The 25,972-nt window shown below is 40.6% G+C and carries 22 protein-coding genes; 3 read left to right on the forward strand and 19 right to left on the reverse strand.

Annotated elements, in window-relative coordinates; genetic code table 11:
• Positions 1-13: 13 nt before the first annotated feature.
• Positions 14-3,580: a chromosome segregation protein SMC gene (gene smc, locus BN6556_RS17560; protein WP_066193965.1), complete on the reverse strand. Its 3,567-nt coding sequence runs from the start codon at positions 3,578-3,580 to the stop codon at positions 14-16.
• Between the two features lie 138 nt (positions 3,581-3,718).
• Between smc and BN6556_RS17565 the strand changes: the two genes are divergently transcribed.
• A complete protein-coding gene (locus BN6556_RS17565) occupies positions 3,719-3,946 on the forward strand; it encodes a DUF1128 domain-containing protein (RefSeq protein ID WP_066193968.1) in 228 nt (75 codons plus the stop codon).
• 249 nt (positions 3,947-4,195) lie between these two features.
• Here BN6556_RS17565 and BN6556_RS17570 read toward each other — a convergent pair whose 3' ends face one another.
• From BN6556_RS17570 to BN6556_RS17615, 10 genes are all read right to left on the reverse strand, one after another.
• Positions 4,196-4,912, reverse strand: coding sequence for a DUF6612 family protein (locus BN6556_RS17570; RefSeq protein ID WP_066193971.1), 717 nt, complete (start codon positions 4,910-4,912; stop codon positions 4,196-4,198).
• A gap of 207 nt (positions 4,913-5,119) precedes the next feature.
• Positions 5,120-5,806: a ribonuclease III gene (gene rnc / locus BN6556_RS17575; RefSeq protein ID WP_066193975.1), complete on the reverse strand. Its 687-nt coding sequence runs from the start codon at positions 5,804-5,806 to the stop codon at positions 5,120-5,122.
• A 133-nt stretch (positions 5,807-5,939) separates the two neighbouring features.
• Positions 5,940-6,173 (reverse strand): acyl carrier protein, encoded by a 234-nt coding sequence (acpP, locus tag BN6556_RS17580; RefSeq protein ID WP_066193977.1) that lies wholly within the window; start codon positions 6,171-6,173, stop codon positions 5,940-5,942.
• Positions 6,174-6,336: 163 nt separating this feature from the next.
• The gene (gene fabG, locus BN6556_RS17585; RefSeq protein WP_066193980.1) at positions 6,337-7,077 is read right to left on the reverse strand and encodes a 3-oxoacyl-[acyl-carrier-protein] reductase; all 741 of its coding nucleotides are present in this window, start codon (positions 7,075-7,077) and stop codon (positions 6,337-6,339) included.
• A 3-nt stretch (positions 7,078-7,080) separates the two neighbouring features.
• Positions 7,081-8,025 carry an ACP S-malonyltransferase gene (fabD, locus tag BN6556_RS17590; RefSeq protein ID WP_066193983.1) on the reverse strand — a complete coding sequence of 315 codons (945 nt, stop codon included), beginning with the start codon at positions 8,023-8,025 and terminating at the stop codon, positions 7,081-7,083.
• Positions 8,026-8,028: 3 nt separating this feature from the next.
• Positions 8,029-9,033, reverse strand: a complete 1,005-nt coding sequence (gene plsX / locus BN6556_RS17595; RefSeq protein ID WP_066193986.1) for a phosphate acyltransferase PlsX — start codon at positions 9,031-9,033, stop codon at positions 8,029-8,031.
• A complete protein-coding gene (gene fapR / locus BN6556_RS17600; protein ID WP_066193989.1) occupies positions 9,030-9,614 on the reverse strand; it encodes a transcription factor FapR in 585 nt (194 codons plus the stop codon). The genes plsX and fapR overlap by 4 nt, the downstream gene beginning before the upstream one ends.
• A 424-nt stretch (positions 9,615-10,038) precedes the next feature.
• On the reverse strand, positions 10,039-12,072 hold the full coding sequence (gene recG / locus BN6556_RS17605) for an ATP-dependent DNA helicase RecG (protein WP_066193992.1): 2,034 nt from the start codon (positions 12,070-12,072) through the stop codon (positions 10,039-10,041).
• Between the two features lie 153 nt (positions 12,073-12,225).
• The gene (locus BN6556_RS17610; protein WP_130860024.1) at positions 12,226-13,884 is read right to left on the reverse strand and encodes a DAK2 domain-containing protein; all 1,659 of its coding nucleotides are present in this window, start codon (positions 13,882-13,884) and stop codon (positions 12,226-12,228) included.
• Between the two features lie 58 nt (positions 13,885-13,942).
• Positions 13,943-14,305, reverse strand: coding sequence for an Asp23/Gls24 family envelope stress response protein (locus tag BN6556_RS17615; protein WP_066193998.1), 363 nt, complete (start codon positions 14,303-14,305; stop codon positions 13,943-13,945).
• A 516-nt stretch (positions 14,306-14,821) separates the two neighbouring features.
• On the opposite strand from BN6556_RS17615, the gene rpmB reads away from it, so the two are divergent.
• Positions 14,822-15,010 carry a 50S ribosomal protein L28 gene (rpmB, locus tag BN6556_RS17620; protein ID WP_066194000.1) on the forward strand — a complete coding sequence of 63 codons (189 nt, stop codon included), beginning with the start codon at positions 14,822-14,824 and terminating at the stop codon, positions 15,008-15,010.
• Between the two features lie 520 nt (positions 15,011-15,530).
• On the opposite strand, the gene BN6556_RS17625 is transcribed toward rpmB, so the two are convergent.
• Positions 15,531-17,366: an FAD-dependent oxidoreductase gene (locus BN6556_RS17625; protein WP_205410336.1), complete on the reverse strand. Its 1,836-nt coding sequence runs from the start codon at positions 17,364-17,366 to the stop codon at positions 15,531-15,533.
• 122 nt (positions 17,367-17,488) lie between these two features.
• Positions 17,489-19,519, reverse strand: a complete 2,031-nt coding sequence (locus BN6556_RS17630) for an FAD-dependent oxidoreductase (RefSeq protein ID WP_066194003.1) — start codon at positions 19,517-19,519, stop codon at positions 17,489-17,491.
• Between the two features lie 157 nt (positions 19,520-19,676).
• On the opposite strand from BN6556_RS17630, the gene BN6556_RS17635 reads away from it, so the two are divergent.
• A complete protein-coding gene (locus BN6556_RS17635; protein ID WP_066194008.1) occupies positions 19,677-20,666 on the forward strand; it encodes a helix-turn-helix transcriptional regulator in 990 nt (329 codons plus the stop codon).
• 156 nt (positions 20,667-20,822) lie between these two features.
• Here BN6556_RS17635 and spoVM read toward each other — a convergent pair whose 3' ends face one another.
• The 6 genes from spoVM to BN6556_RS17665 all read right to left on the reverse strand — a co-directional run bounded on the left by spoVM (position 20,823) and on the right by BN6556_RS17665 (position 25,969).
• Complete coding sequence (gene spoVM, locus BN6556_RS22860) at positions 20,823-20,909, reverse strand: stage V sporulation protein SpoVM (RefSeq protein ID WP_078060143.1); 87 nt, start codon at positions 20,907-20,909, stop codon at positions 20,823-20,825.
• Positions 20,910-21,015: 106 nt separating this feature from the next.
• Positions 21,016-21,654, reverse strand: a complete 639-nt coding sequence (locus tag BN6556_RS17645) for a thiamine diphosphokinase (protein WP_066194014.1) — start codon at positions 21,652-21,654, stop codon at positions 21,016-21,018.
• Positions 21,655-21,682: 28 nt separating this feature from the next.
• Complete coding sequence (gene rpe, locus BN6556_RS17650; RefSeq protein WP_066194017.1) at positions 21,683-22,336, reverse strand: ribulose-phosphate 3-epimerase; 654 nt, start codon at positions 22,334-22,336, stop codon at positions 21,683-21,685.
• A gap of 1 nt (position 22,337) precedes the next feature.
• Positions 22,338-23,219: a ribosome small subunit-dependent GTPase A gene (gene rsgA / locus BN6556_RS17655; protein WP_066194020.1), complete on the reverse strand. Its 882-nt coding sequence runs from the start codon at positions 23,217-23,219 to the stop codon at positions 22,338-22,340.
• Positions 23,220-25,223: a Stk1 family PASTA domain-containing Ser/Thr kinase gene (gene pknB, locus BN6556_RS17660; RefSeq protein ID WP_066194023.1), complete on the reverse strand. Its 2,004-nt coding sequence runs from the start codon at positions 25,221-25,223 to the stop codon at positions 23,220-23,222. It abuts the gene before it with no gap.
• A complete protein-coding gene (locus BN6556_RS17665; protein ID WP_066194026.1) occupies positions 25,217-25,969 on the reverse strand; it encodes a Stp1/IreP family PP2C-type Ser/Thr phosphatase in 753 nt (250 codons plus the stop codon). Before BN6556_RS17665 ends, pknB begins: the two co-directional genes overlap by 7 nt.
• Positions 25,970-25,972: the final 3 nt, after the last annotated feature.

Raw genomic sequence — 25,972 nt, forward strand, 5'->3', positions numbered from 1 at the left:
TTCCCCCTTCAACTTATGCTTCCAGTAATTCAGGTGCTTCCTCCAGTTTAACCGAAACCAGACGTGATACACCTGATTCTTGCATCGTTACCCCGTATAGAACATCTGACTCTTCCATCGTACCTTTGCGGTGGGTAATCACGATAAACTGGGTATGTTTACTGTAATTTTTTAAATATTGAGCAAAGCGAGCCACGTTTGCTTCATCTAAGGCGGCCTCTACCTCATCCAATACACAAAATGGTACAGGCCTTACCCGCAGAATAGCGAAAAGCAGGGCGATAGCCGTCAAAGCTCGTTCTCCTCCCGATAGTAGACCGAGCTGCTGCAGTTTCTTACCAGGCGGCTGTGCAATAATATCTACACCTGTTTCTAATAATTGCTTGGGATCGGTGAGCTTTAATTCAGCATGTCCACCACCAAATAAGCGCTGGAATACGATGCTAAATTGCTCTTTGATTTGTGAGAAAGTTTCATCAAATCGGCTTGACATTTCTTCATCCATTTCAGCAATGATCTCGTAAAGCGTCCGTTTGGCATTCACCAAATCGGTCTGTTGTGTCGTCAAAAATTCATGGCGTTCTTTAATGCGATCATATTCTTCAATGGCACCAATGTTAACGACACCCAGTTCATCCATTGATTTTTTGATTAATTTCACTTGCTGTTTGGCCTGCTCCATATCATCTGGCTGTGAATAATCCGCTTTGGCTTTTTCAAATGTCAATTGATACTCTGTTTCCAACCTTTGCAATCGATGTTCTAAATCGATGTCCTTACGGTTATATTGCATTTCCTCTTGCTGCATCTCTTGTTGCAACATGCTTTCTTCCCGTTTTGCCTGTTTCAAGGATTCCTCTAAAATTTGCGTGTGCTCCTGCGTTTTGGTTCTGTCTGTTCGAATCTGTTGTACCTTTTCTTGCAAGGCATCTTTTTCAGTGCGTTTTTCTTTTATGTTATGGTCGATTTCTTCCTCGGTTTGTTGGCTATCTTTTACGTCGATCAATTGCTGTAACTGTTGCTGCTTTTGCTTGATTGTTTCCTTTACATCCGTCCATTCGGCCTTTGTATATTCAACCTTTTCGCTTTGATTAGCAAGCTGGCTTCTTCGTTCAGCTTGTTTGATCTCCAAATCATGAAGCTGTTGCTGCAATTCTTGTTCCTTTGCTGCAAAATTTTTATGTTGCTCGGTCGCCTGTTCAATTTGACTGTTTAGGTCTTTGATTTCCTGCTCTAAACGAACAAGCTCTTGCTCTATAGCGGCGGATTGTGTTTCTAATTGGGAACGATCCCTTTCCTGCTGAAGCTTATCCTGATCGTACATGGATAATTGGTTATTAAGATGATCTAAGGAAAGCTTGCCTTCTGTAAAATTGTTTTTGCTTGTCTGTACCTTGTCTTGCAGGTGATTTACTTGTCCTTCCAAATCCTCCCGTTCTTGTTTTAATTCATCCAAGCTAGATTTTTGTGCCTGAATTTGCTGCTCATAGTCTTGAACGCGAGTTTGGTATTCTTCATACTTTGTGGTCAACGTCTTTAATTCGCGATCTCTGGTAAATAAGGATTGCTTATTCTTCTTTTTAGCTCCACCTGACATCGAACCACCTGGATTCACGACATCACCGTCTAATGTTACAATTCGGTATTTACGACCCGTTACTTGTGCTAGTTTATTGGCAGCCTTGAGTGAGCTAGCGACCACGACATTGCCTAAAAGTGCTTGCATAACAGACTGGTAGATTGGATCACATTGCACCAAATCAACCGCAATTCCAACAAATTCATCTTGCTGCTTTAAGGTTTGCTGGACGGTATGGGGAATCTGCTTCCCTCTCATTGATTCCATTGGTAAAAAGGTAGCACGCCCTTTATTGGTTTTCTTTAACCAGCCAATCGCTGACCGGGCAGATTGCTCTGTATCCACCACAACATGCTGAGCTTGAGCCCCTAATGCCGTTTCCATTGCTTCCACATACTGTTCTTCAAATGAAACCAGTTCAGGAATGGCCCCATGGATGCCAGTAAGTTGCTGCTGGTCACGTGCCTTTAATACTTCCTTCACTCCAAAATAAAACCCTTGAAAATCCTCTTTGAGATCCTCCAGCATTTCTTTTTTAGATTTTAAGTTTTCGACCATTTGGTAACCCTTGTATAGTTTTTGCTGCATATCTTCTAATAATTGATTTTCGCTGATAATCTTGCGGTCTGTTGTGGCACAGGCAGTTTGCAGCTTTTGTAAAGCTTCTTCCTCCTGTTGATAACTTTTCTCAGCCTCTGCTACTCTTTTTTGTAGAGACAGCCGCTCTTCATCTAACTTTTCCCATTTCGAAGATTCCAGGCTTTGCTTTCCTTCCATTTTTTCCAGTTGCTGCTGAATAGATCCTTTTTCGTTTCTTTTGGCGGCCTGTTCGTTTAACAGTTCGATGTAATCCGCCTTCATTGATTCAATATCTTGCTCCAAGGTGTTCTTTCCTTTGTATAATTCCTGCTCCATTTCTTTACGTTGTTTCGTAAACAGACTCTGATCTTGTTTGTATTGCGTTAACTGCTGCGTTTCCGTTTCTAACTGATCTGCCAATGCCTGTTCTTTTTGTTGACTACTGGTAATTTCTTGCTCCAATTTCTCCTTATTTTCTGAAAAATGTTGCAGTCGTTCATGAAAAATTTTCTTGTTTCCTTCCAGGTTTTCTAGTTCCTGTGTAAGAATAAGCAAAGATTCATGTAGGCGATTAATCTCATCATCCATCTCTTGTATTTGTCGTTTGGATGCTTCCACTTCCAGTTCCTGCTTATCTATCCAGGCTTGTTTATCCTGATGTTGTTGTTTTTGCTGTCGCAGTTTCTGCTGCGATTCATTCATTTCTTGGTTCAACACATCAATTTCTTTGACCAAGAGCCCCACTTCCACATTAGTTAAACGTTCTTTTTGCGCCACATACTCTTTGGCAATCGCTGCTTGCTGTTCCAACGGCTCTAGTTGCCCGTTAATTTCATAAATAATGTCTTCCACTCGATTTAGATTTTCTTGTGTTTCCGCTAATTTATACTCGGCTTGTTTTTTTCTGTTTTTATATTTGAGAACTCCTGCTGCCTCTTCGAATATAACACGCCGTTCTTCGGATTTTGAGCTGAGTATCTCCTCCACCTTACCCTGGCTAATAATAGAGAAGGCTTCCCTGCCTAATCCCGAATCCATAAATAGTTCGGTGATATCCTTTAATCGGCATGGCTGTTTGTTAATCAAAAATTCACTCTCACCTGAACGGTAAACTTTTCTCGTAACGCTTACCTCATGGTAATCTACTGGTAAACGATTATCTGAGTTATCTAAGATAAGAGTCACTTCAGCCACATTTAACTGTTTACGTGTTTCACTGCCTTGAAAGATAATATCCTCCATCTTGGCACCACGTAACGATTTGGCTGATTGTTCACCCAATACCCAACGAATGGCGTCTGTTATATTACTTTTACCGCTGCCATTTGGTCCGACTACGGCTGTTACACCGGGTACAAAATCCACTTTGCATCGTTCGGCGAAGGACTTAAATCCAACGGTATCTAGTTGTTTTAGGTACATATATAAAACCCCTATTTCAAAATCATCTATTTGAAAAAAATTTAATTAACACTTTGCTTTTCAATTCATTTATTTTATCATAAAGACTAGAGTTAGAGAAGAAAGTTTTATTAAATATGACATTAGGAGTGTAAAGACATGAGTTTAGAAGAACAAACACAGGAAAATTTGACGTATATCATTCGCGAAATGGGTAAAATGTTACAAGTGGTGAATGATTCGATCATGAACCCTGATGACTATCATTTGGAGAATTATGCGGAATTGAAAGAATTATATGATTTGTTAAAACAGAAAGGCCAGTTAACGGTAGCTGAAACGCATGCCTTTATTGACGAATTAAAGAATTATCGCAAATCTTCCTAAGTCATTAGACATAGACATTTTTCTGACTTACTTGATGGTTATATGTGTTAAGAATAATCGGTCTTGCTTTACATGCCGTGCAGCTGAAACGCTATTTCAGACATGACGGTTGTCATCGCGAACTTTGACGATAAACATTTGATTCTTTTGAGGAAAGAAACGACAGTGGTTCACATACCAAAACGCGATGACAATCACACGGTTATTCTTGAGTACTGAATGACATTTTTGCAGAATATTCCCGTTTTACTAAATACCCGTTTGAACTTCTTCTGGAATCTCGATATCTTCTATTTCATTTACTTGATCATATTCCAATGAAATATTCATCTCCAATTCATTGTTGCCGCTTTCTGCAAAAATCGTATAATCCAGATTTTCAATATAATGATCCTGTTGATGAATATCAATAACCAGTTCCAGCGTTACATCTTCGTCGACACGAAAGCCGGTTAATTGAACACTAAACGGTCCCTCAAAAGCATCATATATCGATTGATCAAAACCACTATAACTAATTTGATAGGTGTCGCCGCTATTATCAAATTCCACAAGCTCTTCTACATTTTCCAATACCGAAACCACTGTTTCATAATCAGGTTCAAAATTGGCCATTTCAGAAGTTACCGGCTGTTCCGTCCATGCTCCTTCACCTTGCTTGACAAACGCCTCATCTTGCACACGATAAATTTCGGTACTAGTTTCTGTACCCTCCTGCTTAGAACTAAAAAGCTGATGAATTGCGATGGGGTCTTCTATCAAGGTTACTTGCCCATTCATAGTAGAGCTGTCATTTGCTATATCAGACTTTATATCAATATCGATACCAAAATCCGCAAAATAACTCTCTACCTGATCCGGTGATTGCAGCGCCTTTTCCAATACTTCTTGCTTACTTTCATTACCAGAACAGGCGGTAATAACAAAGATAATTCCAATCATAAAAACGATAAATAATTTCTTCACTCCACTTCCTCCTCGCTGTATATTAATTCCAGATATATTCCAGTAAAAGGATGGGTAATTAATACCCATCCTTTTCTTTCTATTGGAGGTGAATTCGCACACAGAAAAGGCGCTCTTCTTTTCTGAAGGGCAACCGATTTCTGACTTAGCATGGGGCTTCATAGATAACCCACTCTCTTATACATTTACTTGCACTTAAGGTTGACACTATTCATTCAGACGATCCAGTGCCTGCTTTGCAGCCCGCTGTTCGGCTTCCTTCTTGGTACGTCCTACACCTTTACCTATTATTTTGCTGTTTATAGTGACAACTGCAAAAAATTCACGGTCATGGGCAGGGCCTTTTTCATCGACAATTGCATATTCCACGATACGATTTTTGTGTTGTTGAATCGTCTCTTGCAGCTGACTTTTATAATCCATCGTATGCGAAAAAGCACCGGTTGATATTTCCGGATAGACATGCTGTTTTAAAAATTTGATTACCGGCTGATAACCCTGATCTAAATACAAGGCACCAATAAACGCCTCAAACACGTCTGCCAAAAGGGCTGGACGATTCCTGCCACCAGTTATTTCTTCGCCTCTCCCTAGTAAAATATAGTGGCTAAATCCAAGAGATTCTGCGAACCTTACTAAAGCTGGCTCACATACAATCGAAGCTCTTAATTTGGTCAAATCACCTTCTTCTAATTCATCAAATTCACGAAAAAGATATTGTGATACACCCAATTCTAATACCGCATCGCCCAAGAATTCCAATCGCTCGTTATCAACCAAATCTTTTCTCCGGTGCTCATTCACATAGGATGAATGTGTAAACGCTTGACGAAGTAGTTCTTCATCGTTAAAAGTGATCTCTAAATCTGCTTGTAATTGCTTAAAATCAGACATCTTTTCACCTCCTACTTGATTTTTTTGAATTCTGCTGTTATCGCTTTTTTCTTGTAATACAAGGAAGGATAGCTTTCTCCTCTTTGTTAGAAAAAGGGGCCCTTGAATAAGCCCCTTTTTTTCCTCTTACCGTCTATTGATTGCTGTCTATGTAAGATACAGCATCGCCTACTGTAGCAATTTTTTCTGCATCTTCATCGGCAATTTCCATATCGAATTCATCTTCTAGTTCCATCACTAGTTCTACAACATCAAGAGAATCCGCCTCTAAATCATCTTTAAATGAAGCTTCAGGTGTTACTTTATCTTCATCAACGTCTAGACGATCGACAACGATTTGTTTCACTTTTTCGAAAGTATCTGCCATTTCCCGTCACCTCCTTTCAAGGTTGTGTGCGTTTATCGCAGTATAGCCGAGTGGTGCATCCTCAAGTAATAGGAATTCATGGCATATTTATCCGAAAGACCTAACTGTCAGTCTGCGAGGGATAATGAGCGCTATACATCTTGATAATTCTCACTTTATCCTACTACATAACCATGCCGCCATCAACCTGAATTGTTTGTCCTGTTACATAATTGGCTTGTTCAGAAGCAAGAAACATGGCTACGTTGGCTACATCTTTCGCCTCACCAAGTTTATTCAATGGGATTAGTCCAAATATTTGCTCTTTTTGTTCTTCGGTCAATTGATCCGTCATTTCAGTAGCAATAAATCCTGGTGCTACAGCGTTCACCAAAATATTACGAGCCGCTAACTCCTTAGCTGTTGTTTTGGTTAAACCGATTACGCCAGCCTTCGCTGACACATAATTGGCTTGGCCTGGGTTACCACTAATCCCTACAACAGAGGAAATATTAATGATACGTCCGCTTTTTTGTTTCATCATTTGGCGGGTAACTGCCTTGGTACACAGGAAGACACCCTTCAGATTAATATCAATCACATCGTCAAAATCGGCTTCGCTCATGCGCATTAACAGGTTATCACGGGTAATGCCCGCATTATTAACCAAGATATCAAGACGACCAAAGGTTTTGGTCGTTTCCTTTACCATTGATTTTACCTCTTTTTCTTTACTGACATTCGCCTTTATTTTAATGGCTTCCCCGCCGAATTGCTTGATTTCATCGACTACTTGCTGTGCTTTTTCCTCACTGCCTGAGTAGTTTACTATAACCTTTGCACCGTTTTTAGCAAAAGTAAGGGCAATCTCCCGCCCAATACCACGAGAAGCACCGGTAATAAGAGCAACTTGACCATTTAACATTGATTATTCCTCCTTCATCCATTCTATAAATGCCTGTAATGTTGGCACATCTTGTACGGAAAAAGTCTTGGTTCTTCTATGAATTTTTTTCACGAGACCAGATAACACCTTGCCGCTTCCTACTTCTACGATGGCATCAAGATCTTCGTTTACTAATTGCTCCAATATCTCTTGAAAGCGTACTGGCGAATAGAGTTGCTCCACCAATAATTGCTTAATCTGTGCGTTGTCCGTTACTTGTTTGGCCGTTACATTGGCATAGACTGGAATATTAGCATCAGACCAGTTTACTGCAGCGATTTCCTTTGCCAAATCCGCAGCAGCAGGTTTCATCAGACTAGAGTGAAACGGTCCACTTACAGATAGCGGTAATACACGTTTTGCCCCAGCTTCTTTTAACCGTCCTACCGCCGTATCTATTCCTGTTCGGGTACCCGAAATTACGATTTGACCAGGACAATTTAAGTTAGCAAGCTCTACTACTTCACCAGTCTCTTTCTGAATAGCTTGCAGTTCACTATGTAAGGTGCCTTGTTCCATTCCTAAGACGGCTGCCATGGCACCCTTACCAGCAGGGTAGGCATGCTCCATTAACTTCCCACGTTGATGCACGAGACTCACAGCATCTTCCACTGCTAACGCATCCGCAGCAACCAAGGCGCTATATTCTCCTAGGCTGTGCCCGCTTGTTTGCACCGGCCGGATGCCTTCTTCTGCTAGTAAACTCGTTAATGCCGTACTTACTAACAGCAAAGCAGGTTGGGTATATTCTGTCTTTGTTAATGTCTCTTCCGGTCCGTCAAACATGATGGATGTTAAATCAAAGCCAAGACGCTGATCGGCCGAATCAAATAATGCCTTCACTGTATCATAGGTTTCATATAAATCTTTTCCCATTTCAACGGCTTGTGAACCTTGCCCCGGATAGATAAATGCTACTTTTTTCATCTCTTATTCCTCCTCACCTGTCACCTTCATTTGTTGGACGTCTTCTGTAATCTTACGAATAACGTCTTTTTCCACAATACGGATAGTTTGTCGAATCGCACTGTAAACGGCTTGATGATTGGAAGAACCATGTGCCTTCACAACTGGGGCAGATAGACCAAATAACGCAGCACCACCATATTCAGAGTAATCTAATTGATCCTTCAGTCCCCTAAGTTCATTTTTCGCAAGTGCTGCAGCGATTTTTGTTTTCGTATTCGTCATCAGTTTATCCTTCACCATCGAGAAAAGAGTAAGTGCCGTTCCCTCTGTTGTTTTCAAAGCAATATTGCCGCTGAAGCCGTCGGTAACTACTACATCAGCTACCCCTTGAAGCAGATCACGAGCTTCCACATTGCCAACAAAGTTTATCGGTAATTCGGATAAAAGATGATAAGCCTTCTTCGTTAATTCATTTCCTTTACCCACTTCTGTCCCAACATTTAACAAGCCAACCTTTGGCCGTTCCACTTGTCCTACTTTTTCCATATAGATGGATCCCATTAAACCGTATTGCTGCAAGTGTTGTGGTTTGGCGTCAACATTGGCACCTACATCCAACAGCAAGAAGCCTTGACCATCCACTGTTGGAAGGGTTGGACTTAAAGCTGGACGATCAATCCCTTTGATTCTACCCACAATAAATAAACCGGCACTCATCAATGCTCCAGTGTTTCCAGCAGATATACAGGCGTCTGCTCTTCCTTCTTTCACCTCATTGGCCATTAAGACAAGAGAGGCTTGCTTTTTTTTACGAACCGCCTTAACGGGTTCATCTTCACTTGTAATCTTTTCTTCCGTATGAATCACAGAAATCGCAGAATGATCCTCCAAATGTTCTTTTATTTTGGCCTCATCGCCGATTAAGGTAATCTGTAAGTCAGCAAATTCTTTAACCGCCTTTACAGCACCTAATACCAGCTCTTTCGGGGCATGATCACCGCCCATGGCGTCTATCGCTAGTCTCATGCTTGATTCCCTTCTTTCTCTTGATTAGATCGAAACATCTCAAATACTCCAGTGAAGACAACTTCATTGTCCACTTGACTTTGTACTTCTACTACAGTACGTTTTTGTTTCCTTTCTGTATCGAGCACCCTCGCCTTGGCAATGACTCGCTCCCCTTGTACTACTTGTCGTTCAAAGGTAATATTGGCGTTTGCGGTAAGCGCCAGTTCATCATTGATAAGCGCAACGGCTAATGAATTAGCTTGTGCAAACAAATGGTGCCCACGTGCAATCTTATTTCGTGAAAAGACATGCTCTGGTGTAATCTCTAACATCGAAATAGCGCGGTCATCCAATTCCAAATCGATTATTTCTCCGATCACTTCATCAATCGGCAGTGATTTGACCGTTTCATTCCAATTATAGGTTGCCATTGATTTAATTCTTTCTCGCAATTCCGGAATATTCAACTCCATTCGATCAAGCCGAATCGTTTGAATACTTACTTGAAATTGCTCAGCCAGTGCTTCGTCTGTGATAAAGGGTTTTGCTTGAATAGTCTCCTGTAATAAACCTTGCCTTTCCTTTTTTGATCTCCTCATCTATTACACTCCATGTCATGCTCCTTAGTATCCAGCTAATCCCACTGTACATTAGAGCCGCTATACAGGGACATTTCGATACCATCTTTTCTAACTAGCTGGTGTAAACAGCTGGAAGATCCTTTCTAAGAAGACTGAACGTTATTTTCAAGATCTAACAGCCAGTAACGGCCCGATTGGTTCAACTAACATTCAGTGAAAGATCCACTGAATGAAGTTTCACTTTATCGCAGTGTAACTGGCTGGTAAGACCACCTTTTCAAACATAAAGAAGGCTCAATGTTTCTTGGTACGAGGTCTAACAGCCAGTAACGGCCCGATTGGTTCAACTAACATTCAGTGAAAGATCCACTGAATGAAGTTTCACTTTATGACTAGGTACTAATAGTAATATATAATACCACTAGAGATTATGCAAGTGTCGTTAAGGTAATAATTGTTTCGCCATGTTAACCTCTTTTGCCAAATAAGAGAATAAGGGATGATAGGCTTCGTCTAACCAACGTTTTTGTTCAATCATTTCGACGGCGTCTGTCCTCGCTGTTTCTAGTGCCCGATAATCGTGAACTAAATCCGCCAAACGGAATTCAGGCAGCCCACTTTGTTTGACGCCAAAGATGTCTCCCGGGCCACGCAATTCTAAGTCCTTTTCAGCTAAAACAAATCCATCTTTCGTCTCGCTCATAATCCTCATTCGTTCCTTACCAACCTCGCCTTTCGGATCCGCAACGAGAATGCAATAACTCTGTTTTTTGCCTCTCCCTACACGCCCTCTCAATTGATGCAGCTGTGATAGTCCAAAACGATCGGCATCATGAATAACCATGACCGTTGCGTTTGGTACATTGACACCTACCTCGACAACAATAGTAGATACAAGGATTTCAACTCTGTTCTCCGCGAAATCACTCATCACCTGCGCCTTTTCTTCTGTTGAAAGACGGCCATGCATTAAACCCACCGTCGCCTTATCTTTCAACACTTCCTGCAGTTGAGAAAACAAATCCAAGGCATTTTGAATATCCAATTTATCCGATTCCTCAATTAATGGACAGATAATATAAGCCTGTGCCCCTTTTTTTACTTCCTTATAAACAAAATTGATCGTACGTTTAAACATATTATGTTTTACCCAATAGGTTTCAATCGGTTTTCTCCCCTTAGGCATTTCATCGATCTTGGAAACATCCATATCTCCGAATGTAGTAATCGATAAGGTACGCGGAATCGGGGTAGCTGTCATATAGAGAATATCCGCCAGTATTCCTTTTTCCCGTAAGGTATTGCGCTGGTGAACCCCGAATCTATGTTGTTCATCAATAATGACATAAGCCAGACGAGCAAAATGAACATCCTCTTGTATAAGTGCATGAGTACCAATAATGATGTCACAAGTTCCGTCTTGCAATTCTTGCAGGATTTCCTTTCTTTTTTTTCCTTTGATCGAACCTGTTAAACGACGAACAGTGACGGTATTTGGCAGCAGATCGCGCAAGGATTCCTCATGTTGCTCGGCCAGAATTTCAGTTGGTACCATTAACGCTGCTTGTTTACCCGCAGTGATCGTGCCATACATGCTGATAACCGCAACAGCCGTCTTCCCAGAACCAACATCTCCCTGAAGCAGTCGGTTCATTCGGTAAGGAGATTGCAGATCTTTATTTATTTCATCCAATGCCCGTGTTTGCGCATCGGTTAAAGAAAAAGGCATCTGCAGAATCATCGACTTCACCTCAGACCATTGGATTTCCTGGGCGTTTCCCGTCGTCTCTTCCCGATTTTGTTTACGATGTAACTGCATCTTTAATTGAAAAAGCAATAACTCTTCATAGATAAAACGACGCTTGGCATGTTTTAAATGCTGAAAAGTCCCGGGGAAATGCATATGACGAATCCCTGCTGCTCGCTGAGGCAGTTTGTATGATTCTAATAATGTTTGTGGCAAAATCTCTGTTATTTGATCAGAAAATTCATCCAGAGCATGCTTCACCACTTTTTGCAGTTGGCCATTTTTGATATCTCCCTTACTCGAATATATCGGCGTAATCGGACTGTTTTCGGCAGTTTCTCCTCGTTTATAACTATCAATGATAATTTGTAAGCGATGTTGGTCCCATTTCCCATTCACCGATACCGTTTCTCCGGGGATAAAGTGTTTCTTGGCAAAGGAACGATTAAAAATAATTCCTTTAACAACTGCTCCTTCCACACGCAAGTTCACTACTACTCTTGATTTCTTTCTCGAGTAAAAATTGACGATTGGTTCCTGGATGACTTGTCCAACAATCGTTACCTTCTCCTGATGGATTAATTCTTGTAAGGGTTTCTGTTCATAATGATCATATCGATTAGGAAAATAGTAGAGTAAATCTTCCAAGGTGTTAATATCGACTTCCGCAAATTTTTCTGCTAATTTAGGTCCTACTGCTTTAATTTGCTGCACATTGATCTCTTTCATGTTTTCACCTCACTACGCCTAAAAAAGCATCCATTACTCTATTCAAAAAGGGGGGAGACAGCTAGATAACGCAATGTTAGATGGCGCTTCTTAGCTGTAAAAAAGCCCTACCACTTAAATGGATAGAGCTTTTTAGTTAATGCTTTTTTGTCCTCATTCAATCGAAAAGATATAAGGGTAGACCGCCTGACCACCGTCGTGCAACTCCACTTCTATATCGCTAAAATGGTTCTCTACAAAGGTAACAATCTCCTCTGCTTCGTCCTCTGTTGTATCTTCTCCACGAATGACGGTTACAATTTCATCTTCGTCTTCATCGATCATGTCTGATAAAAGCGTTTCAATCACCTGACGTTTATCGGCATTGGATACCTTGATGCTTCCGTCAGCTAAGCCCATATAATGACCTTTTTCAATGGTGATTCCATCAATTTGTGTGTCCCTCACCGCATACGTAACTTGCCCCGTTTTTACATGTTGACAAGCTTCACTCATTGCCTCTTTGTTATCCGATAAAGCGAGTTCTGGATTGTAAGCGAGTAGGGCCGCCATTCCTTGCGGGATCGTCTTTGTCGGTACAACAGCGACTTCTACTTCAGCTAGTTCTGCGGCTTGTTCTGCGGCCATCACAATGTTCTTATTGTTTGGCAGTATCAAAACGTGTTCTGCATTAGCCTCATTGATAGCATCTGTTATGTCTTGTGTGCTTGGATTCATAGTCTGACCACCTTGCAACACTACGGTAGCACCTAAACTCTTCAGTAATTCGGTTAAACCATCTCCAACCGCCACGGTTACCACTCCGAAGGCTGCTTTCTCCTTCTTCTCTTCCTTCTTCACGATGTTAGAATGCTGGTCACGCATATTCTCTGCCTTTAGATTAATAAAGCTGCCAAAGCGCTGTCCTAAGTTAAAGACATCCCCTGGGTACTCTGCATGAATATGTACTTTTACGATTTCGTCATCAGAAACAACTAAAAGAGAATCTCCATGCTCACTTAATTCTTTTCTAAATGTCTCTTCATCAAAAGGGTGTTCCTTAAGCTTATCTTCTTCAAAACGGACCATAAATTCCGTGCAATAACCATATTGGATATCATCGGTGTTCATAAAATCTTGCACCTGTTTGTGGTGTTCTGCATTTACCAAATGGTCTAAATCCATCGTATCACTTTGCGTATGTTCAGGCAATGCTTCACCTTTTAAAGCAGCCAAAAAGCCTTCATAAATAACCACTAAACCTTGCCCGCCGCTATCTACCACGCCCACTTCTTTAAGGACAGGCAACAAGTCTGGCGTACGCTTTAACGACGTCTTTGCTGCCTTAACTACTTGTTCCATAAAGGTCACTACATCCCGTTGTTTAGCAGCAATTTGCTTCGCTTCTTCGGCTGTGTCCTTTGCTACGGTTAGAATCGTACCTTCCACCGGTTTCATCACAGCTTTATAGGCCGTATTCACGCCGCCTTCCAGTGCGGCAACGAACCCATCCACATCCAAATCCTTGTTTTTTTCTATCGCTTTGGCAAACCCTCTAAATAATTGCGACAGTATCACACCAGAATTACCTCTTGCCCCCATTAACAACCCCTTGGCAAAGGCATTAGCTACAGTGCCGGCATGATCCTGATTCACGTTTTTCACTTCATTCGCACCCGAAGTGATCGATAAATTCATATTGGTGCCCGTATCCCCATCTGGTACAGGAAAAACATTTAAGGCATCGATCTTATCTGCATTTTTCGCTAAATGATTTGCTCCAGCTAACACCATGTTGGCAAACATGGCGCCATCGATATTTTTTTGCACCACCAGTACGTTCCTCCTCTTCTGTTCCATTTTCTTCACATTATGCTAAAGGCAAGATATCCTATTCCTGGATTACACGAACACCTTGTATATATATATTAATCGATTTAATTTTTAAGCCTAGCGTTTTCTCCAGATTATATTTTACTTGAGATTGGACATTGTGGGCAACCTCAGATATTTTGGTACCATATCCGACAATGATGTACATATCAATATGGACATCCTCTCCATCTTGCCTGACAATCACCCCTTTTGCAAAGTTCTCTTTCCGTAATATTTCTGCAATACCATCACGTAATTGTTTCTTGGAAGCCATCCCAACAATACCATAACATTCGATTGCCGCTCCCCCAGCAATCGTTGCAATCACTTCATTAGTAATGGTCACTAAACCATCTTGCATTTTTAATTCAATCGACATTGTGCATCCTCCTTGTGTGGTAGGAAATGTAATCGGTGTCGTCCCACTAGCTGAAAAAATATGTTGTTCCATTATAGAATGTAGGAAAACGAGCGCTATGTCAAGCGATCTTCTTCATATTTCTTAAGCAATTCTACTATTATTAATGGTTAACCATATACATTTATTGAACCTGGAACTTAAGAGCATCTCCTCATACTCTGCTCAGCGTCGCGGATGAATCTTTTTACAATGATTCTTGTGAAAATAGTCGCTGTTGATCTCGCGGACTGAAGAGAACAAATCCCGTTCTACAGTCCATAAGAATGAATCTCGCGGACTGAAGAGAACAAATCTCGTTCTACAGTCCATAAGAATAAGCTTGTACACCCTCAACACAACTCCAGAATGATTTCAATTCCTGCCATTGTGCTCCTCAATCCTGTACTCTGCTAACATAGGGATTGCATTCTAGCGCAAACTATGATAAATTATTTTAGTATGAATAAGAGTTAGTGCAGTAGGAGGGAACAAATTATGGGACGTAAATGTGTTGTAACAGGTCGCAAAACGACTACTGGAAATAATCGTTCGCACGCATTAAATGCTACCAAGCGTAAGTGGAAAGCAAACGTACAAAAGGTTCGAATCATGGTTGATGGAAAACCTAAACGTGTGTATGTTTCGGCTCGTGCGCTTAAGTCTGGTAAAGTAGAGCGCGTATAATTCTATGAAGTATCGAAAAGGGGAAGAACGTTCGTGTCAGAACGTTTATCCCCTTTTTTTATAAGCAAAGAAAGTATATGTTCCTTGGTATAATAGGACTTGAAATGTTGTTGACCTGGATCGAATCGCGCTACCGATAAGTTGAATGAAATCATGTCTCATGGATCGGATAGGTGCTCTTGATCCATTTACGCGAATGGATCAAGCTAGATTAATGCAAAGACTTGCTTATAACACATTTTTGTTACATTTATAAGTTCAACTCATATAGTAATAAAGGAACGAGCTAGCTTGCCTGGTTTTTATTACTTCTCTTAGCATATGACAGTCTAGACAAAGTTAGCACCACAAAAGCAAAGGTGCTGTTTTCTTCTGAAATTCAACCTCTTTTTTAACTCAACCAAAAACACTTGAGAAGTCATTGTGGCAATCTCAAGTGTTTTTCTAAACATTCATTTGATCTTTGCGAAGCTAGCTGCAAGGCGCTTGTATCAACCTTAAGGGCGTACCTTCCTCCAAATTATTCGATTGTTTCAAATGCCTTTTCTGCTGCTATTTTTCCAGAGGTTAAAGCCCAGGCATTATTGGCACCTGAAGGAGAATCGTCACCCATGACACCTCCTTCTATTTCACCAGCTGCGTATAATCCTTCTATAGGATCCTGATCTGTATTCATTACTTGTAAATCTCCATTCAAGACTAAACCACCCATGGTCGTCGCAAATCGCGGCTTCTGTTCAATCAAGTAGAAATGATTTCCTTCCACTTCCTTATTCATAAATGCATCCGGACGATTAAATGTCTCATCATAACCTGCTTGTACCGCATGATTATATTGTTCGACTGTAGCAGATAACACATCAACATTTATATCCGCTATTTCTGCAACATCTTCTAATGAATCACCGTGAATGAAATAAGGTGTTTCCGAACCATTATTCTCTAACCAGCCATCGATATCACTTTCAGAAATGCCAGCATGTGCTAACCCAGGTGTCCACATCTCAAAAGTTTCTTCATCTAACAGTAGATAGAACATTTGCGACTCTTCTGCTAATTGCACTTTCAAAATATCACGATTGCTTGCTTTTTCGTTCACTACACGTTCTCCGGCATCATTAATTAAAATAGCTGAACCTTCATTAAAAGCAGTGATGTTTCCACCAATAGTAGACTTGGCAATGCCTTCAGAAACTTCTACACCATTGGGATATTGCTTTCCGTATTTCATCAATTGAGTGTCCGCAGCAACTGCTTCTTGAGCCATTAAAATACCATCACCTGTTGCAGATTCTATTCCATAGTACAAAATATTTTTCAATTCATCAGTCAATAATGCATCATTATTTCCATACCCGCCAGTTGCTAAAATAACAGACTCTGCTGTAATTTCATAGGTGCGACCACTATCTTCTTGTGCAATAGCGCCAACAACCCTTCCACTTTCCACAACAAGTTCATTGGCAGTAGTGGACGTATATAGTTCAATATCGGAATTCTCCATGGCTTGCTCAGCCGTTTCCGTAAATCCAGATCCGCCGTTAACATAAGCTAGCTCTCTGTCATGTTCGTATTCTGCCAAGACATGCAGACCATCTTCCATATCGTATTTAATACCGACATATTGGTTCAACCAATTGGTTGATTCTCCAACGTTTTCAGCGAATAAAGTTAAGGTCTCTTCGTCATTCATGTGAGCACCATTCTCTAAGAGGTCTTGAATCAAACTTTCTGCACTATCATTCGTTACACCAGCTTCTGCTTGTAGTTCAGATCCCATTACAACTTGGTTACCTCCACTAACAGAAATGGCCCCGCCTATAAAAGGCATTTTTTCCAGTAAAACCACATCTGCTCCTAATTCATCTGCACGTAATGAGGCTGCCATACCAGCTGCTCCAGATCCAATAACTAACACATCTGTTGCGATCGGAACCACTTCATCAACCTGCTCGGTAGTAATAGGTACATTCTTCAACGCCTCGACATCTCCACCAGCCTGATTGACAGCACCCTCCACCGCTGTCAGGATCGCCTCTGAAATATAGGTGGCACCTGAGACTGCATCCATAGCTAGTGACTGATTTTCTACGATCAGATTAGGAAACTCGTTAAGAGGCTTGTCGCTGATATCTGGTGATTCATTGTGTGAAACAATATCCACAGCCTCGATTCTATCCTCAGTAAAGGTAACTTCTACTTCTACATCTCCATTATGACCATCTACAATCTCGGTATACGTTCCGGGTTCGTATAATAGCTCACCACTTGTGGCCTCACCCTCTTCTTGATTGGAGCATGCCAACAGACTAAATAATAAGATGAAAACGAACATATACAAATACTTCCGCATCATATCCACCCCTCTTTATAGTGAAACAATTCACATGTTTATTTCTATTTTACTATATTCATACCATCAAATAATATAATGTAGTTTGTTTTTCATACATCAAAGAGCCGGTCATTCGCTATTGCTTATAGATTCATTGCTATCTCATAAGCAGACCAGATAGCCTCCATCACATTAGCTGGTTTTTTGGCATCGCCAATTAGATAAACATTTTCTGCCTTTATTTCTTGATAGAGTTGATCATTGGGATGATACCCAATAGAAACAACGATATTATCTGCCGGAATTTCATGAACTTTTGGCATACCAGCAGCTCCTAACGCAAACATGTGCTGAGCGCGATTCGCAACATTTGGATAGTTCTTGATTGTCTCTGTTACATGTGCGATGCCATCTTCCAATTTATCTACAACAGCATTTTTGATGACTTCTATTTGATAATAATCTAGCAATTCCATCAGCATATTATAATTTGCTGCAGCTAAACCGGGCACGTTTAAAATCGTTTCAGACGCTTCAATAATCGTTACTTTTTTGCCTTTTTTAGCTAAGTCATAGGCAATTTCACAACCGGTAAGACCTGCTCCAACGATGACCACATTCTTGCCGGTAATTTCTTCGTTGTATAGAGTCTCAATGGCATAACTCACGTTTGGTTGATCAAATCCAGGTGTTGATAGTACTTTTTCAGTGGTACCCGTAGCAACAAATACTTCATCATAATCGGATACCTGATCCTTCGTAATCTGTGTATTTAATTGAATATGAATAGACAAATCATCCATTTGTTTTTTATACCAAGCAAGTAATTGTCGATCATCTTCTTTAAAATCTGGTGTTGCAGCGGCCACGAATACGCCTCCAAGTTGCCCTGCCTTTTCAACCAAATCCACATGATGTCCGCGAATGGCGGCAACTCTTGCAGCTTCCATTCCACCTAATCCGCCTCCTATCACTAATACACGTTTTTTCTTTTTAGCTGGTTGCAGCGCATAACTTTTCTCTCTTCCACAAGCAGGATTTACGGCGCAAGAAATATCTTTACCTTGGAAAATCCGGCCTAAACAGCCTTGATGACAATAAATACATGGTCGAACATCCGCTAACCGATCTTCGGCAAACTTATTAGCAAGCTCTGGATCAGCAAGTAACGGGCGACCCATTCCCATCATATCCAGTTTCCCAGCTGTGATAACCTCATTTGCTAATTCTGGATTATCAAACCTTCCGGCGCAAACGACCGGAATCGACACCACTTCTTTCACTTTCATCACATCTTCTAGATTACAAGCTTTCGGCATGTACATAGGTGGATGCGGCCAGAACCATGAGTCATAACTTCCATTATCACAGTTCAACATATCATAACCAAACGCTTCTAACTTTTGTGCGACAATCAATGATTCCTCGATATCTCTTCCTTTTTCTTCAAACGTTTCGCCTGGTAACGCACCTCGGTTAAAATCTTTGACATAACTTTTTACACTGTAGCGCATTGACACGGGAAAATCCTGACCACATTTTTCTTTGATCGCTTCTACAATTTCTTTAATGATTCGCAATCGATTATCTAATGAACCACCATATTCATCTGTTCTATTATTGAAAAACGAGATCGCAAATTGATCCAGTAGATAACCTTCATGAACGGCATGGATTTCTACACCATCTCCGCCAGCCTCCTGCACTAATTTAGCACCTTCTGCAAAATTTCTGACATAAGTATGGATATCTTCCTTTGTCATACCTATATCTGTTTTCGTCGGATCCCAAACATTCTGGATTGGAGCAGGCGCCTTGATGACACCTGTCAAACCGTGATTCACTCGACCTGTCAACGATGTCAATTGCACGAAAACCTTGCTTCCAGTTTCATGGATACCGTCCATCAAATATTTCATTTCTTCTACATATGCCGTCGGATTGGATAAAATACTGAATCCCATATCATTGATAATCGGCATGAGTCCTGTAATGATTAATCCTGTTCCGCCTTTTGCTCGTTCAATGTAATAATCTGCTCCCTCTTGGGTGTACGCTACAGATTCCATGTTCATTAAGCGAGGGGAAAACACGCCCATCGGCATCATGGCAATGCGGTTTGGCACTTCCACTGAGCCAATTGTCAACGGTGAAAATAACGCTTCATACTTCATACAGCTACCTCCTAATTTTTAATAATTTGTTACAATTGTCGCTCAAACATTGTGAATTATTGAACAATGTTTATAATTAAATAATAAGAGACCTATTCAAATAATGATATAACTATAGCGCCTCTTGTTTTAACAATTATACGAAAGGAGTACTAGCATGAATTCGCAACATTCAACTCATTTGAAATTTTCCAAACCACAAGATTATTCGGTTGGCTTATCTCAATTGAATTATTGCTATACGATTAGAGAAAAGCGGGATGCAACCATCACTTCTGAGATCCACCAACTAGATGAGGTTCTTTTTACGTATAGTGTGATTGGTGCGTCTCATGGGGTGTTTTTTAGAAATGCGAGGGACAAGAAAGCCTTCATCGGTTTACGATTGATCAAAAAAGGACATGAAATCCATCGTTTCTCTCATAAAGAGGTTACTTTACAGGATTATTCACTAGGTATCTTTGATTTAAATAATAGTAGTCATTACGAACGAAAAAAATTAACAGAGGGCATCAATCTATTCATTGAAAAAACCCCTCAAACAAAAGCATTATTGCCTGAGTATAATTCGGGTAAAAGTATCGATGCCTCTTCTGGATTTGCTAGATATCTGCTAGACAGTTTTTTTACGTTGCAAACGCAACTTGAATATTGTTCAAAAGGAGAAAATGTATTGATATTGCATCATTTATTATCGCTTTTACGAGATTGGATCCAGCAAAATAACCGAATAGCTCCCAATAAACAGATGGAATCAATGGTCATTGCTGCCTCTTCTTTCATTCATACCTATTTCTGGGATGCTTCGTTGAGTTTGGAAGAAACAGCAAATAGATGTTATGTTTCTCCTAGGACATTGCAAAAAGCATTTCAAGCATTAGGTTTATCATTTAGTTCCTATGTCAATGATATACGCTTAACCAATGCAGCGGTAAAATTATTTCAGACTAATACGGAAATTACAACCATCGCCTTTCAATGTGGTTTTACCAACTCGTCTTATTTTAGCAAACGATTCAAGGAAAAGTATCATCGCTCACCTAAAGATTATCGAAAAGAAAAGCAAGCATTATTGCACTCTGTTCAAGCGGTTAGTTTCCAGTGTCCATTAACCGCTTGTACCAGTATATCAAAGACTGTAATATAAGCCCGGCAAAATAGGTGATGTGCAGCAGTTGTGGTGAATTTTAGTGCTTGTTCTTTGCCTTTCTTCACAAAGAATAAGTCCATATAACGAAGAGGGCGAGACAAATCATAGTGCGTTTGCTAACAAGAAAAAAAGCCTCTCTCAGAAGAGAAGCTTTCATTTTTGTTTTTTTCCATTGCCTAATAAAGCACGAATAAAGCCGCCGATATACCTTGGAAGTTTAATAGTATAGAATTTCATCATATCCCTCCTCCGAGCCTTAGCTACTTATGGGAATCACCCATCACTATGATAGCTTATGACAGCCGTCACAAAAGTTGCCGTTTCCTTCTCTTTTTCACGATATTATTTATTCCTTGCTCTTTATCATTATTAATATGCCTTCATCAAACGAAAAAGTACCATGATGTGCAATAATTTGATTAGAAATACATCTTGTACTTCCCCAATGTAAGGAGTAATCTTCTAAAGCATAATAAAAACCATGAAGCGTTAATCCCTTGACGACGGGAGACAAGGGAACAAAGGAAATCAACTCACTAGTATTAGCTAAAACTCGGTATGTACCTGGCTGAAACATGCGTATTTGGTTATGACGATCAACAATGGTAACATCCACACCTTGATCCATTAACCGGTATAGCAGTTGAATATTTGCTAGTTCGTGATCCAATCGACCAGCTGTCACCCCAAAGAGTAAAATTGCTGACGGCTGATAACGAAAAGCCTCCTCCACCGCTAATTCCAAATCAGTTTCATTCTTCTCTTTGGGATAGGCCTTATAACGTTCTGCTTCCTGTTGAATATCATGTCTTTGTTCTTCAGAAATCGAGTCAAAGTCTCCAATAGCAACATGTATAGGCAAATGGTATTGCATTAAATAGATAGCTCCAGCATCTGCGGCTATCCAGATATCAATATCCTCTTTATAGGTGCTCAACGAAGCTAACGCCCGCTCCGGACCACCTGCTACTATACCAATTTTCAAGATATGTCAACCTCTCTTCTCGCAGAATCTAAATAGATTGTTTGATGGCTTCTATCGCAGCCTTTCGATCTGGCTGATTAAAGATGGCACTTCCCGCTACCAACACATCAATTCCTGCTTCGACACATTGTTTGGCTGTATATTGATTGATGCCACCGTCAATTTGCATCTCAAAGGAAAGATGTTGTTCTGCCCGCCACTTAGCCGCTTGTTTCACTTTATCCAGTACTTCCGGAATAAATACTTGTCCACCAAAACCTGGATTCACGGACATAAATAACAACAAGTCGATATCATGGAGGATAGGCTTTATCATTTCCACTGGAGTGGCGGGATTGATTACTACCCCAGCTTTTGCACCACATTCTTTAATCAGATGGATCGTTCGATGCAGGTGAGGACAAGTTTCCTCATGCACCGTGATAATATCTGCCCCTGCATCGGCAAATGCCTTCACATATGCATCGGGATTTTCAATCATTAAATGGACATCCATTGTCATATCGGTAATCGGACGAATGGCTTCTAATACTAAGGGTCCAAATGTGATGTTGGGAACAAAATGACCATCCATCACGTCGACATGGATATAATCGGCCCCAGCTGCAACCACATCCGTCACCTCTTCTTTTAGCTTTGAAAAATCAGCTGACAAAATGGATGGTGCTATCTTCGTGTTCATTCTAATACCTCGGCTTTCTATTTTGTATTTCCTCAACAAACTGCAAATAGTTTTGGTACCTCTGTTCAGGGATTAACTGCTGTTCCACAGCCGCCTTCACTGCACATTTGGGTTCACGAACATGTAGACAGCCTCTAAACTTACATTGGTCACTCAATGCCATAAAATCAGGATAGCATTGTGGTAATTCATCCAGTTCCATATCCTTAAAATCAAGCGCACTAAAACCAGGTGTATCTGCGATTAATCCCCCCTTGAACGGGATAAGCTCAACATGACGAGTAGTATGCTTCCCTCTACCCAGGCTCTCTGAAATAACATTAGTTTCCAAATTAAGATCTGGAATGATTTTATTTAACAGCGAGGTTTTCCCTACCCCTGATTGGCCCGCAAATACAGACACTTTTTGATGTAAGTAGGGAGCAACACTGTTTATGATTTGTTCATCTTGGGTGGATAGGAATTGCACGACATACCCTATTTGTTGGTAATAAGCCAATTGTTTTTTAATTTTTTCCGCTTCTTGTTCCTCTAATAGATCCATTTTCGTAAAAAACAATAAAGGTTCAATAGCTTTGGCTTCTACCAAGACAAGAAATTTATCCAACAAACGTAAACCAAGATCTGGTTCTTTTACAGAGGTTACGATAATGGCTTGATCGACATTGGCTATAGGTGGGCGCGTCAACTCGTTGTCTCGCTTATCAATCGACAGAATATACCCTTCATCTGTATGATTATATTCGAATTCTACATAATCTCCCACAAGCGGAGAGATTTTCTTCTGCCGAAAAACACCACGACCACGACATTGGACAATGCCACCTTCATATTGAACATAATAAAAACCACTTAATGCTTTAATAATCTTGCCTTTTGGCATTTACTCACCCTCTACCTCTTCGTATGTTAATGTTCGTTCATGGATAACCTCATCATCACGCAATATGCGGTAGGAGCCTTCTTCTCCAGGGGCTATTGTCAATTCAATCGAAAAGGTGGTTTCTTCTGTGATCTCTTCTTCTTCTTGGTAAAGTTCTGCGCCATCATGATCCATATCATCTACGAAAATACTTACTGTCTGTGGAGTAGGTTCTTCTGATTCCTCATCCACTTCGCCTGTATAAGGGATTGTAAAATTCTCAGTATGGGTTACCGGCGATTGTGGTTCAGGTCCTAAAGAAATAACTAATTCTACTTCGGTGCCTTTTTCCACTTGTTCATTAGCACCAGGGCTCTGCTCGATCACGTGTCCTTCTTCTACTTCTTCGCTATGCTGTTCTTCGATACTTACCTCTAATTCGTTATCGGTTAAGTAGGTCTCCGCTTCCTCTTGTGACAAGCCAACCAAACGGTTCAAACTGATCTGTTCCGGCCCTCTACTAATTTCAAAAATAACATTCGTTTCCCTTGGAATCACTTCATTATCCGGTGCAGGTTGAATTTGATTGATGATCTCACCAACAGGACGATCTGAATATTCCTCATAGTATCGGACATCATTATATCCTTGATCGACCAGTAATTCTTCCACCCGTTCATAATCTCTGCCAACATAATCATCAAATTCTACTGTTTCTGGTCCTTGACTTACAAATAGCATGATATCCTGACCTTCCTTGATCACGTCATTTGCTTCGGGATTGGTTTCAATGACAATGTTTTCTTCAATTTCTTCATCCGTTCTTTCCTCTTTGACAACATTCAATCCCAAAGCAGTGAGGCTTTCATGGGCCTCGTCGTAATCTTCACCTGCAACATCTGGAATGGTTACATCTTTAGGTTGAAACAAGCTTGGAAACACAAATAAAGCAAGCAAAATTGCGCCAAATAAAATAACGAATAAACTAGTTACCCATATAAAGGTTTTTTTGCGACGTTTTTTCTTTTTTTGTGCTGGCTGTTTCTCCACTGTATCTTTGACCTTCTTGGTATCTTGTTTTGCAGCCATTGTGGCATCATCATTCACATCTGCTGCCTCTCCTTGATTTTCTTGAATGATAGGAATTGCCTTCGTAACCGTATCCTCAGAGACAGGCGGCTCATATTTGGGTTCATTCATTCTATCCGGGTCCAAGGAATGATTTAAGTCATCTTCCATCTCGGGCACGGAAGCATAACGCAGCAATGGGTCTTTTACCGTTGATTTGATCACTATATTTTCTACTGACTGCGGAATTCTGGGATTGAATTCTTTTACCGATGGTGTCTCTGTTTGTAAATGTTTTAAGGCGATCGACACCGGTGACTGCCCAAAAAAAGGAAGTTTCCCAGTCAACAATTCAAACAAAACAATTCCTAAAGAATAAATATCTGATTTATTGTTGGCCTTTCCTCCTCGTGCTTGTTCCGGCGACAAATAATGCACCGATCCCATCACAGAATTCGTCTGCGTTAAGGCCGTTGCGCTTAACGCTACCGCTATCCCAAAATCAGTTACCTTGACTTGTCCATAGGTATCAATAAGGATATTCTGTGGTTTGATATCACGATGAACAATGCCATTTGCATGGGCATGAGCGATAGCTGACGTAATTTGAGTCATAATGTCAATAACTTCCCCCACTTCAATGGGGGCATGCAATTGTATGTATTGCTTTAATGTCATTCCATCCACATATTCCATGACCATATAATAAATTTGTTCTTCTTCTCCCACATCATATATGTTGACGATATTAGGGTGAGATAGGCTAGTAGCCGACTGAGCTTCCCGATGAAAACGGGTGATAAACTCCGGGTCATTGGCATACTCCAGTTTTAATACCTTGATAGCAACTTGCCTTTCCAGGATTTGATCATTACCTAAATAGACGTTGGCCATACCGCCGCCACCGATTAGTTTAATAATCTCGTAGCGTTCATTAAGCATCTTTCCTTCTAACATGACGATTCACCAACTTCTGCATCCTCATTCTTCACAATCGTTAAGGTGATATTATCTTCTCCACCTCGGTCATTTGCTAATTGGATAAGGATTTCACTTGCTTGTTTTACCTCATTATTCATCAGGATGTCATATAGCTCTTGGTCATCTACCTTATCAGTTAAACCATCCGAACAAATCAATAATTGTTCCTGTTCCTCCCAAGTCTTCTGGTAAATATCTGGTACTAAATCTTCCTCCGTGCCCAAGGCCTTGAGTATAATATTCCGTTGCGGATGTACTTGTGCATCCTCTGCAGACAACTGTCCCTTCCTCACAAGCTCGCCAACTAATGAATGATCATTAGTTACTTGCTGCAAGCCCGTCTGATTGATTAAGTATGCCCTGCTATCACCAATATGGCCAATCGTGATGGCAGCTTTTGTACAGACTGCTACCACAAGAGTGGTCCCCATCCCTTGATAGGACGCATCTGTTTGTGCTGTATGATACACCAAATTATTAACCTTTGTAATCGTATCTTTCAACCATCCCTTGACATTATGCTCCCCTAATGAATCGGTTAACTCTTTCCAATGGACTGTAACAGTTTCCACTGCTAAATGACTAGCTACATCCCCAGCTTGATGCCCACCCATTCCATCGGCAACAATCGCTAATAATTGATTTTCATTAGTCAGCACATCTACCGCGTCTTCATTTAATTCACGTACTTTTCCTTTATCTGTTTGAAACACATATTTCATGTA

The sequence above is a fragment of the Gracilibacillus timonensis genome, assembly GCF_900086715.1.
In the GTDB taxonomy this organism is placed as follows: Bacteria; Bacillota; Bacilli; order Bacillales; family Amphibacillaceae; genus Gracilibacillus; species Gracilibacillus timonensis.

Excerpts from the sequence above, each read along its gene's own strand:
- plsX (WP_066193986.1), bottom strand. The coding sequence starts at position 9,033 with ATGAGACTAGCGATAGACGCCATGGGCGGTGATCATGCCCCGAAAGAG.
- BN6556_RS17565 (WP_066193968.1), top strand. The coding sequence starts at position 3,719 with ATGAGTTTAGAAGAACAAACACAGGAAAATTTGACGTATATCATTCGC.
- BN6556_RS17630 (WP_066194003.1), bottom strand. The coding sequence starts at position 19,519 with ATGAAGTATGAAGCGTTATTTTCACCGTTGACAATTGGCTCAGTGGAA.
- BN6556_RS17665 (WP_066194026.1), bottom strand. The coding sequence starts at position 25,969 with ATGAAATATGTGTTTCAAACAGATAAAGGAAAAGTACGTGAATTAAAT.
- fabG (WP_066193980.1), bottom strand. The coding sequence starts at position 7,077 with ATGTTAAATGGTCAAGTTGCTCTTATTACCGGTGCTTCTCGTGGTATT.
- acpP (WP_066193977.1), bottom strand. The coding sequence starts at position 6,173 with ATGGCAGATACTTTCGAAAAAGTGAAACAAATCGTTGTCGATCGTCTA.
- recG (WP_066193992.1), bottom strand. The coding sequence starts at position 12,072 with ATGAAAGAGATCAATGTGCAGCAAATTAAAGCAGTAGGACCTAAATTA.
- BN6556_RS17635 (WP_066194008.1), top strand. The coding sequence starts at position 19,677 with ATGAATTCGCAACATTCAACTCATTTGAAATTTTCCAAACCACAAGAT.
- BN6556_RS17625 (WP_205410336.1), bottom strand. The coding sequence starts at position 17,366 with ATGATGCGGAAGTATTTGTATATGTTCGTTTTCATCTTATTATTTAGT.
- rpmB (WP_066194000.1), top strand. The coding sequence starts at position 14,822 with ATGGGACGTAAATGTGTTGTAACAGGTCGCAAAACGACTACTGGAAAT.
- fabD (WP_066193983.1), bottom strand. The coding sequence starts at position 8,025 with ATGAAAAAAGTAGCATTTATCTATCCGGGGCAAGGTTCACAAGCCGTT.
- smc (WP_066193965.1), bottom strand. The coding sequence starts at position 3,580 with ATGTACCTAAAACAACTAGATACCGTTGGATTTAAGTCCTTCGCCGAA.
- spoVM (WP_078060143.1), bottom strand. The coding sequence starts at position 20,909 with ATGATGAAATTCTATACTATTAAACTTCCAAGGTATATCGGCGGCTTT.
- BN6556_RS17615 (WP_066193998.1), bottom strand. The coding sequence starts at position 14,305 with ATGTCGATTGAATTAAAAATGCAAGATGGTTTAGTGACCATTACTAAT.
- rpe (WP_066194017.1), bottom strand. The coding sequence starts at position 22,336 with ATGAACACGAAGATAGCACCATCCATTTTGTCAGCTGATTTTTCAAAG.
- fapR (WP_066193989.1), bottom strand. The coding sequence starts at position 9,614 with ATGAGGAGATCAAAAAAGGAAAGGCAAGGTTTATTACAGGAGACTATT.
- rnc (WP_066193975.1), bottom strand. The coding sequence starts at position 5,806 with ATGTCTGATTTTAAGCAATTACAAGCAGATTTAGAGATCACTTTTAAC.
- rsgA (WP_066194020.1), bottom strand. The coding sequence starts at position 23,219 with ATGCCAAAAGGCAAGATTATTAAAGCATTAAGTGGTTTTTATTATGTT.
- pknB (WP_066194023.1), bottom strand. The coding sequence starts at position 25,223 with ATGTTAGAAGGAAAGATGCTTAATGAACGCTACGAGATTATTAAACTA.